The organism is Bacteroides hominis (assembly GCF_033042785.2).
GTDB lineage: Bacteria > Bacteroidota > Bacteroidia > Bacteroidales > Bacteroidaceae > Bacteroides > Bacteroides hominis.
Genome location: NZ_CP178829.1, coordinates 455,132 through 468,934, shown reverse-complemented (window position 1 = coordinate 468,934; position 13,803 = coordinate 455,132). Strand labels below are relative to the sequence as shown.

The 13,803-nt window shown below is 41.9% G+C and carries 19 protein-coding genes; 13 read left to right on the top strand and 6 right to left on the bottom strand.

Going from position 1 to position 13,803, the window contains the following annotated elements:
* Nucleotides 1–57: 57 nt before the first annotated feature.
* From R3O62_RS02140 to R3O62_RS02080, 13 genes are all read left to right on the top strand, one after another.
* Nucleotides 58–588, top strand: a complete 531-nt coding sequence (locus tag R3O62_RS02140; RefSeq protein ID WP_004295476.1) for an SMI1/KNR4 family protein — start codon at nucleotides 58–60, stop codon at nucleotides 586–588.
* Nucleotides 589–675: 87 nt separating this feature from the next.
* On the top strand, nucleotides 676–1,569 hold the full coding sequence (locus R3O62_RS02135; protein ID WP_005681356.1) for an immunity 22 family protein: 894 nt from the start codon (nucleotides 676–678) through the stop codon (nucleotides 1,567–1,569).
* A gap of 92 nt (nucleotides 1,570–1,661) precedes the next feature.
* The gene (locus tag R3O62_RS02130; protein ID WP_029427323.1) at nucleotides 1,662–2,117 is read left to right on the top strand and encodes a macro domain-containing protein; all 456 of its coding nucleotides are present in this window, start codon (nucleotides 1,662–1,664) and stop codon (nucleotides 2,115–2,117) included.
* A 72-nt stretch (nucleotides 2,118–2,189) separates the two neighbouring features.
* On the top strand, nucleotides 2,190–2,654 hold the full coding sequence (locus tag R3O62_RS02125; protein ID WP_009040062.1) for an Imm21 family immunity protein: 465 nt from the start codon (nucleotides 2,190–2,192) through the stop codon (nucleotides 2,652–2,654).
* 81 nt (nucleotides 2,655–2,735) lie between these two features.
* Entirely contained in the window at nucleotides 2,736–3,431 is a 696-nt protein-coding gene (locus tag R3O62_RS02120; protein WP_007851804.1) for an Imm19 family immunity protein, read from the top strand.
* Nucleotides 3,432–3,507: 76 nt separating this feature from the next.
* Nucleotides 3,508–4,119 (top strand): hypothetical protein, encoded by a 612-nt coding sequence (locus tag R3O62_RS02115; RefSeq protein WP_317472927.1) that lies wholly within the window; start codon nucleotides 3,508–3,510, stop codon nucleotides 4,117–4,119.
* Nucleotides 4,120–4,176: 57 nt separating this feature from the next.
* Entirely contained in the window at nucleotides 4,177–4,518 is a 342-nt protein-coding gene (locus tag R3O62_RS02110; protein WP_004295473.1) for a hypothetical protein, read from the top strand.
* Between the two features lie 414 nt (nucleotides 4,519–4,932).
* Nucleotides 4,933–5,388, top strand: a complete 456-nt coding sequence (locus R3O62_RS02105; protein ID WP_004319182.1) for a macro domain-containing protein — start codon at nucleotides 4,933–4,935, stop codon at nucleotides 5,386–5,388.
* 100 nt (nucleotides 5,389–5,488) lie between these two features.
* Nucleotides 5,489–5,740 carry a hypothetical protein gene (locus R3O62_RS02100; protein ID WP_004319180.1) on the top strand — a complete coding sequence of 84 codons (252 nt, stop codon included), beginning with the start codon at nucleotides 5,489–5,491 and terminating at the stop codon, nucleotides 5,738–5,740.
* Between the two features lie 70 nt (nucleotides 5,741–5,810).
* The gene (locus tag R3O62_RS02095; protein ID WP_004295472.1) at nucleotides 5,811–6,566 is read left to right on the top strand and encodes a DUF6630 family protein; all 756 of its coding nucleotides are present in this window, start codon (nucleotides 5,811–5,813) and stop codon (nucleotides 6,564–6,566) included.
* A gap of 58 nt (nucleotides 6,567–6,624) precedes the next feature.
* The gene (locus R3O62_RS02090; RefSeq protein ID WP_004295471.1) at nucleotides 6,625–7,245 is read left to right on the top strand and encodes a hypothetical protein; all 621 of its coding nucleotides are present in this window, start codon (nucleotides 6,625–6,627) and stop codon (nucleotides 7,243–7,245) included.
* 66 nt (nucleotides 7,246–7,311) lie between these two features.
* A complete protein-coding gene (locus tag R3O62_RS02085) occupies nucleotides 7,312–7,857 on the top strand; it encodes an imm11 family protein (protein ID WP_004295469.1) in 546 nt (181 codons plus the stop codon).
* A 92-nt stretch (nucleotides 7,858–7,949) separates the two neighbouring features.
* On the top strand, nucleotides 7,950–8,540 hold the full coding sequence (locus R3O62_RS02080; protein ID WP_004319175.1) for a DUF4948 family protein: 591 nt from the start codon (nucleotides 7,950–7,952) through the stop codon (nucleotides 8,538–8,540).
* A gap of 28 nt (nucleotides 8,541–8,568) precedes the next feature.
* Here the strand turns inward: R3O62_RS02080 and R3O62_RS02075 are convergent, their stop codons facing one another.
* The 6 genes from R3O62_RS02075 to mobA all read right to left on the bottom strand — a co-directional run bounded on the left by R3O62_RS02075 (nucleotide 8,569) and on the right by mobA (nucleotide 13,396).
* On the bottom strand, nucleotides 8,569–8,955 hold the full coding sequence (locus tag R3O62_RS02075; protein ID WP_004295467.1) for a hypothetical protein: 387 nt from the start codon (nucleotides 8,953–8,955) through the stop codon (nucleotides 8,569–8,571).
* Nucleotides 8,952–9,347, bottom strand: coding sequence for a hypothetical protein (locus tag R3O62_RS02070; RefSeq protein WP_004295466.1), 396 nt, complete (start codon nucleotides 9,345–9,347; stop codon nucleotides 8,952–8,954). Before R3O62_RS02070 ends, R3O62_RS02075 begins: the two co-directional genes overlap by 4 nt.
* A gap of 4 nt (nucleotides 9,348–9,351) precedes the next feature.
* On the bottom strand, nucleotides 9,352–9,633 hold the full coding sequence (locus R3O62_RS02065; RefSeq protein WP_004295465.1) for an Imm17 family immunity protein: 282 nt from the start codon (nucleotides 9,631–9,633) through the stop codon (nucleotides 9,352–9,354).
* 154 nt (nucleotides 9,634–9,787) lie between these two features.
* Nucleotides 9,788–11,797, bottom strand: a complete 2,010-nt coding sequence (gene mobC, locus R3O62_RS02060; RefSeq protein ID WP_005681351.1) for a conjugal transfer protein MobC — start codon at nucleotides 11,795–11,797, stop codon at nucleotides 9,788–9,790.
* Between the two features lie 37 nt (nucleotides 11,798–11,834).
* Nucleotides 11,835–12,980: a conjugal transfer protein MobB gene (gene mobB, locus R3O62_RS02055; protein ID WP_004295463.1), complete on the bottom strand. Its 1,146-nt coding sequence runs from the start codon at nucleotides 12,978–12,980 to the stop codon at nucleotides 11,835–11,837.
* Entirely contained in the window at nucleotides 12,974–13,396 is a 423-nt protein-coding gene (mobA, locus tag R3O62_RS02050; RefSeq protein WP_004295462.1) for a conjugal transfer protein MobA, read from the bottom strand. The genes mobB and mobA overlap by 7 nt, the downstream gene beginning before the upstream one ends.
* Nucleotides 13,397–13,803 lie beyond the last annotated feature (407 nt).

Below are 13,803 nucleotides of genomic sequence, written 5' to 3'. Positions count from 1 at the left end.
ACCTCACGGCGGCAAGCTGCAAACCATTATGTGCCACAAAAAAAAGAAAATGAGAATATGAAACAAGAATTTGAAGGTTTTGATTTTACAAACTTTTGGGATGATAATTACTATGCCCGCAAGGAGTATATCAGTGATGCCCCAACTGATGAATTGATAGCTGATGTAGAGAAAGAATTAGGATACAAGTTGCCAGCTTCCTATATATGGCTGATGAAGCAGCATAATGGAGGCATCCCTTTCAATACATGCTTCCCTACTGATTCACCCACAAATTGGGCTGAAGACCATATTGCTATAACTGGCATTTACGGTATAGGTAGGGAAAAGGACTATTCACTATGTGGAGAAATTGGCAGTCAGTTTATGATTGATGAATGGGGATATCCAGAAATAGGTGTGGCTATTTGTGACTGTCCGAGTGCTGGGCATGATATGATTTTCTTGGATTATCGAGAATGTGGTCCATTCGGAGAACCAAAAGTTGTGCATATCGATCAAGAATCAGATTTCAAAATAACTACATTAGCAGAAAATTTTGAGGATTTTATACGAGGGCTTGAAAATGCTGAGAAATATGAGGAATAGTAAGTAAGGCACATAACAAGCGGAAGAATCTCCCTAAATGGTCGATTATCCGCCGAACATTAGTCGCTTGAAAAATAAAAAAAGAAAATGAGTAAGATAATGATATGGGTCGGTCAATTCGATTCCGAAGCTGACTTTGAGAAATATATGGATCAATCGGCTTTCCGTCAATGGTGGAAAGATTACGATGAAGACAATAAGGAACTTCGTTGCCAGTTCTGTAAGGAGCTTGGTGTAATGAGCTATGATGAGGATTTTCTTATTATGAAATTCACATCTGACGGCTTGGCAGGATTACTCAACCTTATTCCTGCTGATACCCAAAAGATAAGTCTGTCGATGGCTGATAAAAATATTACAATGGCAAATGCTGTTATCTGCTATAATTGTCGTGAGGGTATATCTCCTAAAAAGGCAGAGAATACCACAACCATGACTTATCTTGGTACGTTTGAGTTTGAACTGTCGCCTGAAGGAATGCAAGGGTCTAATGCTGGATTAGAATATATGATTTGGATTGGCACAACCGCTAAAAGTCGGGAAGAATTTATGGAGTATTTCAATCAAGATGAGTACATGAAAGAAATACGAGATTACGAAGAAGGTCGTACAAAGAAACGTCCCAATCCGGAACATCGCTGTCAGTTCTGTAAAGACGTTAATATAAAGTATTACTATCCAGAATTTCTAACTGTGGAAATTAAGGATGAACCCGAAAATCCTTTTAATCTTGTTAGAATGATGATTGATAACAAACTTGTCCTTGACTGGTATATTGAATCCGATATTGATGAATACCACATAAAGCCATCAAATTGTATTGTGTGCTATATACCCAATGGTTTCAAGGACAACAAAAGGAATCAGAAAATCTTTATTAAGAAGAAAAATTATGATTCATATGAAACACCTAAAAAATTTGTGGATGAATTAGACAGTTACAACGGTATTCAATATTTGGAAACTTATATTGCAGAATAAAGCGACTAACAAACGGATAAATTTCCCTTAAAGGTCGATTATCCACTGGACATTATCTGCCAGAATAAAATAACAATAAAAAAGAAAAAACAATGATTAGGTATATTGAGAAAGGCGACATATTCCGCATTGAGGGTGTAAGTAGTTATGCGCACGGATGTAATTGCGCCGGTGCAATGGGTAAAGGCATTGCCGTGCAGTTCAAAGACAAATATCCAGATATGTATCTTGAATATAAGCTATTGTGCAAAGAAAACAAGTTTTGCCCCGGAGATGTATTTGATTATGATTATGGCAACGGGCATATATATAATCTTGGCACTCAAGCAACGTGGCGAACACGAGCTAAAATAGAGTATATCGAAAAGGCACTGATACAGATGCTTGAGTTAGCCAGTGGTGATAATGTAACGGCAATAGCCTTACCTGCAATCGGTGCTGGATTAGGAGGATTAAAATGGGATGATGTAAAAGCTGTTTTGAACAAAGTTTCAAACGATTATCCTAACGTTGATTTGTATGTAGTTGAAACTTATCAAAGTGAATAGTGGCAGATAACAAGCGGCTCAATCTCCCCAGAAAGGTCGATTATCCGCCGGACATTAATCGCTGAGAAAAATATGAATAATTGGATTGAAACATCAGGAAGCCCATTTGTCATTGTTGAGCAACAATATGCCCATCAATGGAAGGGTCAAGAAAACTACAATGCTATATGTAGCGTAACAGATTACTTGGGGAAAATCTATATAGACAATCATGTCTTATTGGTAATGGGAGATGAACCGATGGCTACACGCATAGTAAATAAAGATGGAGCAATCTTAATAATCCGCTGGAAGTATGCTCCCGATTATTTAACGGTGGAAAAACTTCTGGAGAATGATATCGTAAACGGGATTGAACCAATAGAAGAAGTTGAAGTAAAATGGGATTCTACTGAATTAGTCCTATTTGATTCTTTGTCTCCCTATTGTGAAGCGTCGGTTAAAGTTTTTTTATCATTACAAAAAACATCTTGTATAATAAAAACTTATCTTTATCAAAAAGACGAAGTATCTTTAATAATACATTCAATCCAATAAAGACGATTAACAAGCGGCTCAACCTCCCCTTAAAGGTCGGTTAGCCACCGAACATTAGTTGCAGCCCAAAATGAAATAAAAATGAATGTAATATCGGAAAAAGAATATTCGTTCTCAAATGCACTTTTTTGGAACGTAATGTTGCATCATCATATTCAAGCCTTTGATGAAGAAAGGGATGTGAATTTTGATGAAGTATGGGATGAAGAACTTGTACTAACATTGTTGGATAAAAAGAAGTACAAGAAATATTGGTGTTGGCTATCTCAAATTGATTTGAAAACATCCGAAAATCAAGGTGAAATAGAAAACCCAAGAACTCTAACACTTCCTATCGGCAGCGATATTGTATTGACAATAGAATTTCATCCTTGCTGTACATATTATTTTTTGAATGACACTTTAATCGGGGAAGTTAGTGGCAACTTTCACTTGAAGTATCTCACATATTCGGAATTAATGAGGATTACAAAAGAGAAATATGGAGATGTACTGTTCCATTTACTCTTACCTTTGTCTGCAATCAGGGAACAAGAAAAAGGCATAGCACTTAATGCAATAATCCAACGATTGCAACAAATTCCCTTATTCAAGGAACATTCCGCATATATAGGTAAATGTATCTTGAATGGATTATTAATATCCAACTCTGACATACAAGAAATTCCCAAGATAGGAACGATATGTACAAGCAATCATTCATATAGAAATGCTTTGGTATATGATGATGAAAGGCAGGAAATAAAGGAGCTAAATATCCTTTTATCGAGATTATAAATATGCAACTAACAAGCGGATTAATCTCCTATAAAGGTCGATTATCCACAGAACATTACCGATTAACAATGACAATATGAAATGGTATAAAATATACTTGAATGGAGAAAATCGAATATGGAAGAAATGTATTACATATTCGTGGGAGTTTATATATGAAGATAAAGAAATTAATTTTCAAAGAATTATAGATTCATCTTCATCGGAAAGGTATCAGATAAAAGCTCTTATCAAAGGTAAGTGGCTAATCGCTAAAAGTATATCTGGATTTGGGCAAATAAGAATGCCAGAATTTGCTGAAGTCAGCCATTTGTTTCTTGTCAGAGAAGATATATTGAATATAAACGAATTGTCCTCCATAAAAGGAATTTCTTTAAAAAGGGTTTCAGTATATGGAGATTTCCCACTTGATTATATGGCAATTATTTTTAATGAAGTAATTGATTGTGTTGACAATATTCATTCCAAACGAGAAGAATTTGAATGCATGAGTACACTTGTGTTAGATATGTCTAAAATACCTTCATCTGTAGATGGGTTCTTTTTAAAAGGGTGGAATAAATACGGTTTTTATAAAAACATTGTCAATGAAAATATGAAAATGCAATTACTTCATTTGTATAAGGCAAATGAGTTTTTAAAATTTAAAGAAATAGAAATAAATGGCACATCGGTAACAAATGGATAAATCTCCGTAAGAGAGATTATCCGCCGAACATTAGCAACTTTACAAACTAAAAAGAATATGAGTGACCAAATAATTTTTGATGTTGACGGACTTATAGAAGCTCAAATCCGTCAGAGAGATAAAGACTACGCAAAAGTCTGTTGTCAGAACTTATTAAACTACGCATACGGAAAGGGGCTTTTGTGTGATAATCCATGTGATAATGAAGGAAACCTAATCATGCCTTCAATTATTAAGGAAAGTTCTTTAACAGAAATTGGTAAACATATTTTTGTTGAATTGCTATTTAAGTGGTTTGCATACACAGATAATGAAAGTGGAAAAATTGACAGAAAAAATAACATCAAAATGTTAGAGAAGTATTACAATCAACTTTTACAAAAGATTGATAGAAAATAGGTTGCTAACAAACAGATGAAACATTGAAGGCGGTTTATCTGCCGGACATTACTAACAAGGAAAAAATAATATGTGTCAATACAAATCAATATGCAATCCTATAATAGAGCTTACAACACTTTTACAGAGTTGTGGCTTCACAATAGAAAAACAAGAACTTAAAGATTGGCATTTCAATGAGTTTGAGATTGTGATGAAAGGAAAGAAATTACAACTTCCAATGATAGATATAGAAGGTATAGAACAACATAGCGACAATATATATTGTTGCAAATGTCATTGGTCTGTTGTAAAACTAATAATGAATTGACACAATAAAATGTTAGTAACAAGCGGCTTAACCTCCCCTGAAAGGTCGGTTAGCCACCAAACATTATCTGCCCAGAATAATTAACAATAAAAAAGAAAAAAACAATGATTAGGTATATTGAAAAAGGCGACATATTCCGTATTGATGGAGTGAGCAGTTATGCGCATGGTTGTAATTGTGCCGGTGCAATGGGTAAAGGCATTGCCGTACAGTTCAAAAGCAAATATCCAGATATGTATCTTGAATATAAGCAGTTGTGCAAAGAAAATAAGTTTTGCCCCGGTGATGTTTTTGATTATGATTATGGCAATGGACATATATATAACCTTGGTACTCAAGCAACGTGGCGAACACGAGCTAAAATAGAGTATATCGAAAAGGCACTGATACAGATGCTTGAGTTAGCCAGTGGTGATAATGTAACGGCAATAGCCTTACCTGCAATCGGTGCTGGATTAGGAGGATTAAAATGGGATGATGTAAAAGCAATTATAGAGACAGTTTCAAATGATTATCCTAATGTTGATTTGTATGTAGTTGAAACTTATCAAAGCGAATAAAGGCAGATAACAAGCGTATCAATCTCCCTAAAGGACGATTATTCGCCGAACATTATCGTTTAATATGGTAAGTAGAAAAGAAACAGTAAAAAGTTGTTGTGTGAATATACTTGATGATGTAAAAAGAATATTAGCGCAACCTTTTGAATGTAGGAAGACTTCTCTTCCTGATGGTGCATTACATAATGTACAAAAAGAATTGGAAAATATGATTAATGCGATTGATAAAGATATTTACTCGTTTACACCAAGTTATGGCAAATATCTAATAGATTGTTGGCTTGGAGATGAATTAGTAGATAAACTTCTTGATGTTTCTTGTCAATATGAAAAACTAATTAAGTTGAAATAAACGATAGCATACGGATTAATCTTCCAAAGGTCGATTATCCAACAAACATTATCGGTCTAAAAATTAAAATATGGATAGTAAACTTCAATTATTCGCTAAAGTGTTATTAAAAGAACACTATGATGAATTTTTAGAAATGATTCAGTTGTTCAATATAGATAAGAGAACCTTTGTCCTTCAACATAGGAAAATGTTTGAAAAGGGATGGTACGATACAAGCTCTGAAGACAATGAATTTAGTGAAGTAGATATTATGCTTTGTTTTGCTATAGTTTCTCACAGAATGGCAGTTATTGATTGGAGTGGTGAAGAATATTCAGGGCAGGTTAAGCGTTCCATTACGATGATGTTAAAGAATTATGGGATAGAACGTTTCTTATGGAACACTAAAAAGTTTGAGGATTCTTTGGATTGGGACAAAATTCGCCGAGGTGACTATTTGCCTTTGTTGTTCCAAGCTATGAACAAGCAACTTAACAGAGGCGGTTATTCCATTGTGTTTTGTGATACAAAATCGGATTGTTTTCGTTATGCAATATTACCAACTGCCGAGTTTGTGCAATTTGAGAATACGGAATTAGATGATTATCTGACAATCATTAGTCCTAAGATTTACAATATATATCTTGCAGACAAGGGAAATGAATTGCCTAAAATTATGCTGTACTTAAAAAAGAAATTTTCTGTTCCACTAAGTGAAATCAAGGAATTTTGTTCAAGAGATAAAATTTTACTTGGAATAGGGAACTCTATAATTGTGGATGAATATCGAAAAGAAATTGAACAACTTGGAGGCAAGATTGAAACAGAAGAAATAGACCGATAACAAACAGCAAACCGATTGAATAAGCGGAACGCTGCCGAACATTAGCAACCCCAAAAAGATGAAAATGATTGGAGAAACTATAAGAACTGAATTTGAAGCATTGAAAAATGACTTTGAAACCATAAGGCAACAAATAGAAGACGATGTTGTCAGGACTGAGTTGTATAAGGGCGAGTTTTATGAACTTACTCCATATTCCTATCAGCGTAATGGTTGCAAACAAGGAAAACCTGTAAAGCGTCCTGATACAATAAAAAGCACCAAAAATCTTTGTATCTACGGATTTAATAACCAAAATCAAATCGTAGAAGTTAAGGTTGGTTGTTCTATTGAAAATCAGTTTTATCACACTTTCCTGTATTATACAGACAATCTTGTGAAAAGTATTCTATACGATAATGGAAAACATTTGATGAATGTATGCCATTACTTTTTTGAGGGCGGAAAGCTGAAACGGTCACAGTTATGTGGTAGGTATGGTTGCCGTGAAGAGAATTATATCTATAAAGAAAATGCTTTGACACATATTGAAGTCAAACAATATGATATTGAGGGTAATAGTGGTAATGATTTAATTCATATATTCCAATATCAAGACGATGGGGCTTTAGAAAGTATTACCAAATCATTTCCAAATGGATATTCTGAAATAATCTATAAAACGAAAAGAGGTTGCTAACAAGCGGCTTAACTACCCCTGAAAGGTCGGTTAGCCACCAAACATTATCAATTACAGTACGACAATATGAACTTTTACTTAATAGGTAGTTTAGAAGGATTTAACGATTTACGTTTTCCAAATGTGGAAGATTGGCAAAATTGTATGGGACATGCTGAAGGTTTACTAAAGCAGTGGAATCCTCCTGAGATGGAATATATATGGAAAAAAAGTAATAGACATAAACATTTTGATTTATCACAATTTTGTAATCCTCTATTAACTATTAGCGACAAAGCATTAAGTATTTTAGAAAATATTCTTATCAAAAATGGAGAAATTCTTGATATAAAGTCGCCAAAAGGTTTTTATTTTTTTCATTGTACCAATATAATAGATGCTTTGATTGAAAAAGAATCAGATATAGTGTGGTTAGATAAAGAAAGAGGATGGGTGAGTTGTATAAATAAATTTGTGTTGGATAAAAATAAAATCCAAGAGCAAACTATTTTCAGACTTCCGAATGTAAATTGTCGCTATACTTTTTATGGGGAGGAATTTAAGAACCTTGTATTGAAACATCATCTTCAAGGAATACATTTTGATAGATACGAAACTATTATTATAAAATGAATGATTGTTTTAAAGTTTGTAGTTAAAGTATTGATAACACGCACATCAATCACTTAAACAGTGATTATCTGCATCCTATTAAACATTAGAAAATGAGAACACCAATCATAATCCTGTTATTTGTAATCCTGCTTGCCGCAAGCTGCGGAGAGCCTCCCATGCCGCCGTCGGACGAGGAAATGATACGCCATTTCACCACGCACGAGGTGGCGTTCCGTAAGGTGTACGAAATCATGGCAGAGAGTTCAGAAGGTAGTTTTCACTACCCGCCGCTTTCTCCGGAAGAGGTCATTATACTTGATTCAACAGAACAAAGCGATACATTCCATGAAACGAATGACGAACAAGACATTCCGGTATATGGACTGTTGAAGCCGGAGCGAATCCTACTCGACTCCTTGTTATCAGAGATTGGATGCGGTTTTATCCTTGTTGATCGCAGGGAATGGGGAACGGCAGATTCGGTATATGTGAGCCTTGTTATGCCGTACTACTCCCACGGCATCGTGGATGCGGGAACGTCCAAGAGTTTCGTTTACGATCCCGGATTGAGAAGCCGTCGGAATATCCGTATCACCGAATATGGCGACCTGAACGAGATCTACCGCAGGACGTACAACGACACCACGCTTTACAAACCCATCAAGGGAAACTGGTACATCGAGTTAGACCATTCGATATAACGGCCCGGAGTTCGTATCAAAGCTTGTTTCACTTTTTGTCAAGAAGATACATCATAAAGCAGATAATGGCTATCGCAAGGAAAAATAACAGAACCGCAAGGAGTTCGTTAAACCTGCACTTGGCATAGTGAGACATCACTGCTTTGCCTCGCCATTTGTAAATCCTGCTGACGAGCGACATAACGGCAAATGTGACAATGCTAAAAACGACACATGGCAACAATGCCGACACACCTGGAAAAAGCCGGATAGTAACAGTCATCATAGGGAATATCAAAAGAGCGAAGATATAAATCGAGAGCATCATTTCGCCATCGACCCTGCCTGTTCGTCTTGCTTGTTCCAATTTCTCCCCCATCCACCAGAGGTAGTCCCAGAGATAGAACCGTTGCTTATTCTCCTGCCGTTTCATCATGCCCAATGTATAAATCCGAGGTGGAACATCAGCGCTACATTTGCCACGATCAGGGCGATAGCGATAAGAACTATTTTGGCGAGCTTCCTGCCGGGATGTTTCATCTTCCCGTAATGTTCACGGAGCGCTTCACGCCGTCCGGCTGTATAGCGTAGCTTGCAGAATAAATCGGGAAGAAAGCAGAGAGGAATCACTATGGCCAAACCAATCATCCAGCCGAAAAGGCGCAATATCGGCGGAACCCCAAGCGGTATGAGTAGGACGAAGAGCCAGCACCAAAACAGTAGCATACGTCCGTTGAGATTGGTACGCTCCCTTTCGTGCCATATCTCGGCTACATACCACATATAGTCGATGAAGCAGATCCGGTATTTGCGATTGTCCTTTTCCATACCGTTATCTCCATACAAAGAAACCAACCAATATAAGTATAATCAGAACGCTGACCAACACAATCTGAACCCTGCGGCGTGTTTCAGGCTTGCAATCGTCAAATAACCACAGTTTGCTGTTAAACTGCCAATGACACGCCCATTTCCAACGGAACAGCAACCCTGCAAGCCATAGGGCAAGCAACCCGACACCAAACAGCAACCCGTATTTCGGGTGAGCCTGCAACCACTCGAAAAACGCTTCCGCCTTGCTGTTCATTGCTTCGTATATATCGGTAACTGTCATACTTATAATTAAAAGGATTCCGAACACAAAAATAATGTTTTCTGTTCACATAATCACTACTTTATGCTCCAAAACACCGGCTGTGCGGTTATAAAACCAAGAAACAGCCCCCGTTAAGGTAACGGAGGGTGTTTGCGGGGGTGTTTGTGTTCATTTAGTTCTGTTCCGGCAGGAGCTTGCAAAGCACCGGGTCGTTCTTGATACGTTCCAGTTCCTCGGCGACGATGCGGCCGGCCTCTGCCTTGATACGTTCGTAGTTTTCCTGCACGACCTGTTTCATGTGATCCGTCCCGTTCTCGTCCGTGAAATCGGTAATTTGTGGTATCTTCTTGTACCGGGCCGTTTCCGCTTTCACTTTTTCGTTGTCCACGACAATCTCGCAGTGGAAAATCTTCTGCTCGATACGTTCGTCGAAATTGTCCGCCACAGCCCCGACGAACATTCCCTGCGTGAGCGTCGAGATCTTCGAGGCCGGGATCAGGCTGTCCAGCTGCGTGGATATGGATGTCGATTTGTCGCTGCGGCTCAACGTCATGCTCTGCCGCTTCTGCAATACCTTACCGAACCGTTCCGAGAGTGTCTTGGCCGTTTCACCTACGACCTGCCCGGAGAAGATGTTGCCCACCGTGTTCATCACGACGGCGGCCTCCTTGTCCCCGTAGTCCCTCTTCAACTGTGAAAAATCCTGGAAGCACAGCAGCACGGCGACCTTGTTGCTTCTGGCCGTGGCGATCAGGTTGTCGAGTCCCTTGAAGTAGATTGTCGGCAGCTCGTCGATGATGATGCCCGATTTGAGCTGGCCTTTCTTATTTATGAGCTTGACAATCCGGGAATTATACAATCCCAAAGCCGCTCCGTAAATGTTTTGCCTGTCGGGATTGTTCCCCACGCAGAGTATCTTGGGATCGTTCGGGTTATTGATGTCGAGCGTGAAGTCATCGCCCGACATGACCCAATATAGCTGGGGCGAAATCATGCGGGAAAGCGGAATTTTGGCCGATGCTATCTGGCCCTGGAGCTGGTCTTGAGCGCCTCCGAGCCAGGCATCCATAAAGGGGCTGAGGTAGTTTTCGAGTTCCGGGTAGGATGTCAGAATCGGGAAAATATCCTCGTACCGCTTGTTCAGGAACTCGATGGCGTGCGGGAAGGTACAATACCGCCCGTTGTCGTAGATGCGCAGGAACCAGATCACGGCCGCGAAAAGGATAATGGGGCTTTCCACAAAAAAATCGCCCTGCTTCTGCACCCAGCTTCGGTTCAGGTTGAGCATGATGGTATAGGCGCTCTCGTAGGCGTCCGAAATATCGGTCATGAAGTCCGGGTGAATGGGGTTACAGCGGTGCGAGCGGCGCGGGTCGTCGAAATTTATGACGTAGAAAGTCGGGATTTTCTTGTAACCTTTCTGGTGATTCAGCAGGTGGTTGTAAGCGATTTCCGAAAGATCGGGAAACTTGTAGTCATAGATGTATTGGGTATAGCCCTTTTCGATTTGCTGTTTAATAAACTGGTTTACAACACAATAACTCTTCCCGCTGCCCGGGCTTCCCATGCAGATGCAAGCCCTTTGCGGGTTTACAACGTTGGCGAACCCGTTGTTCCACTGTTTGTTATAGTAAAATTTCGTCGGCAGATTTATGGAGTACTCGTTCTCGATCAGGCGTGTTTCCTGCTGGAATGATTCGTTCTCGTTATTGAAAGGGTCATCCATGAGATTGTTCTTCAGCAGGCGGGACATCCACACGCCGCCCATCAAGAGGCAGATATACCCGGCCGATAGGGTCAGTATGTAGAAAGCCGCGTTCGCCGCTGCCGTCAGCGGCAAGTCCAGCAGCCACCAGTTGAAGAAGAACAGCACGCCTCCCGTGGCCAGCGATGCCGTGATTTTCCGCCAGGTAATTTTCTCCTCTTTTACTCCTTTTGTCCCGAGGCATGAAAGGGCGAGGAACACTACGGCGAAAAGTTTCGTCCATAGTATATTCCGGAACAGCCCCGCGGTGCGGTCGAAGTTCAGCAGAATCCTATCGACCACGCCGATATTGATTCCCCATTCCCGTATCTGCCCGTAGCAGAACCAGTAGATGTTGATAACCACGAACAAGATACTCAATGCCCGCATGAAATCCATTGTTTTAGCAAGACCCCGAAGGTCGTCTTCCTGTTGCATAACCGTAAGATTTAATAAATGAATGATAATTGAGATGTTATACTTTCCTCCGTCGTGAGGTATTCCGCTTCCGTTGCCCGTCCCGTCCGGCAGGCGCTTGTTTCGGGGACAAGCCCCTCGTGTTTTCCCCGGGATTCCGTTTTCCGCCGAAGCGCAGCTCGAAGGCGTTGGCCGAGTATGCCTTTCCCAGCCGTGATCCGTTCACGACCGTCCGTGTTTCGTGGTCAATGAACGTCACACCCACGATGCGGCCGTTTTCGTTGCGTCGTATGTAGAGATCCACCCGGGCTCCCCGCAGGCGTTCGCGCAGTTCTTCCTCCGTGGGTTCTCCCCGAAGCGCTTTATCGACCCGGCCACGGATTTGCCTCCTCGTGTCGTCCTTCCCGAACCGTTCGGCGCTACGCTCCATGTGCCGTTCCAGCCCGTCATACCCGACCTCTTTACCGAACAGTGAGGATTTGAGCGGCGCGGCCACTGCCTTGTCCCCGTTCTCGTCCAGCAGCGTGTAGAGCAATCCCCGGTAGGGGGTTCCGTTCCGCTCTCCCCGGACTTCCTCTATACCTATATTATATAAGGACAGCAATGCCCGGAACTCGCCGAGGGTCTGGAAGCGGTATGTCGCCACGGCCGGTTTTATTACCGCTGCCACCTGGCGTTTCAGGTCGCCCCGCGTGTAATCGGCGGGGACGATCCCTTGCCCTTTCTCCCGCCTTCTCCCTTTGGCGGGATGCAGTCCGTACTCCCGTTCCAGTTCCTCGGTAACGGCCACGCTGCGTTCGTTGCGCCTGCTGTCGTTTATCTTGCGCCCGTCCTGGGCCACCTGCACCGACACGATATGGATATGCTCCCGTCCGATGTCGGTATGCTTGAATACGATATAAGGTTGTCCTCCCCAGCCCATGCGCTCCATGTAGGCCCCGGCTATCTCCGCGAGCTGCCCGTCGTCAAGGCGGTCTTCGGGAGCCGGGTTGAGCGATACGTGCACGACGGGTTTTTCCGTCCGGTAGTGCGAGGGCATCCAGCGCAGGAGGTCTTCTGCCGTCGCGGCCACGTTGAAGCGCCCATCCGCCGGCTCCCTCACTATGTGGGTCAGCAGTACTTTCCCGTCGCCCCGATCGACTTTCTCCTGGTTGTACGCCAGCGCGCCGTACACGTCTTTTCCGGTGGTGATATTGGCTACCATCGCTGTTTGAACTCTTCGGAGAGCGACACGACCTGCTGCCCGACGGCCGCCAGTTCACGTGTCGCTCTCTCCAGTTTATAGAGCAGCGCGAGTGTTTTCTTCTCGGAAAAATGCGCGTGCAGCTCCTTCACCACCTGGTTGTAATTCGTTCCCACGGCACGGAATTGGGCGTGGAAAGCGGTCAGCTTCGCCACGTATTCGAGCGTTCCCCGGTCGGTCTTTACCACCCGGAACGCCTCGTTGAACACTCTCGCTTTGATAAAAGCGGCTTTGGACAATAGCCCGGACTGCTCGTAAAGGTCGAGGAAACGGGCATGTTCCACGGCTGAAAAGTTTACCGAAAAGCGGTAAACGGCCGGGTCGTTTTTCGCGGGTCGTCCCCCTTTGCCCCCTCGGGGCTTTCTGTTCTTTTCCATCGCATCGAAATTTTAAGGAGAGGCCAGAGCCCCACCGGTTCCTGAAAATTCCGATCCCTTCGCGGCCTGCCGCCCTTCTGAAAAGCACCGACTCCGGAGGTGCTTTCTCCCCCTTGCGGGCAAGCTGTTTTCTGCTGCAAAACGAGAATCGTGCAGCAGAAAACACAGCTTGCTATTTGCCCTTTGCAAATACCTTCTGCCCGCTCGCGGACAGAACATTGAAAGAGCCGCCGTAAAACGGGGCAAGGACGGCTTCATTAGCGTCGGGATCGTTCACGAGGCAAAGATACCGACCTATTCAATCACTTGTGCCATAAGCGATTACGCCACTTGCGTCCACTTTGACGCCACACGCGGCCATAGCGGAAAAAGAGCATACAACCCGTGTTTTTAAGGGTTTACTTTGC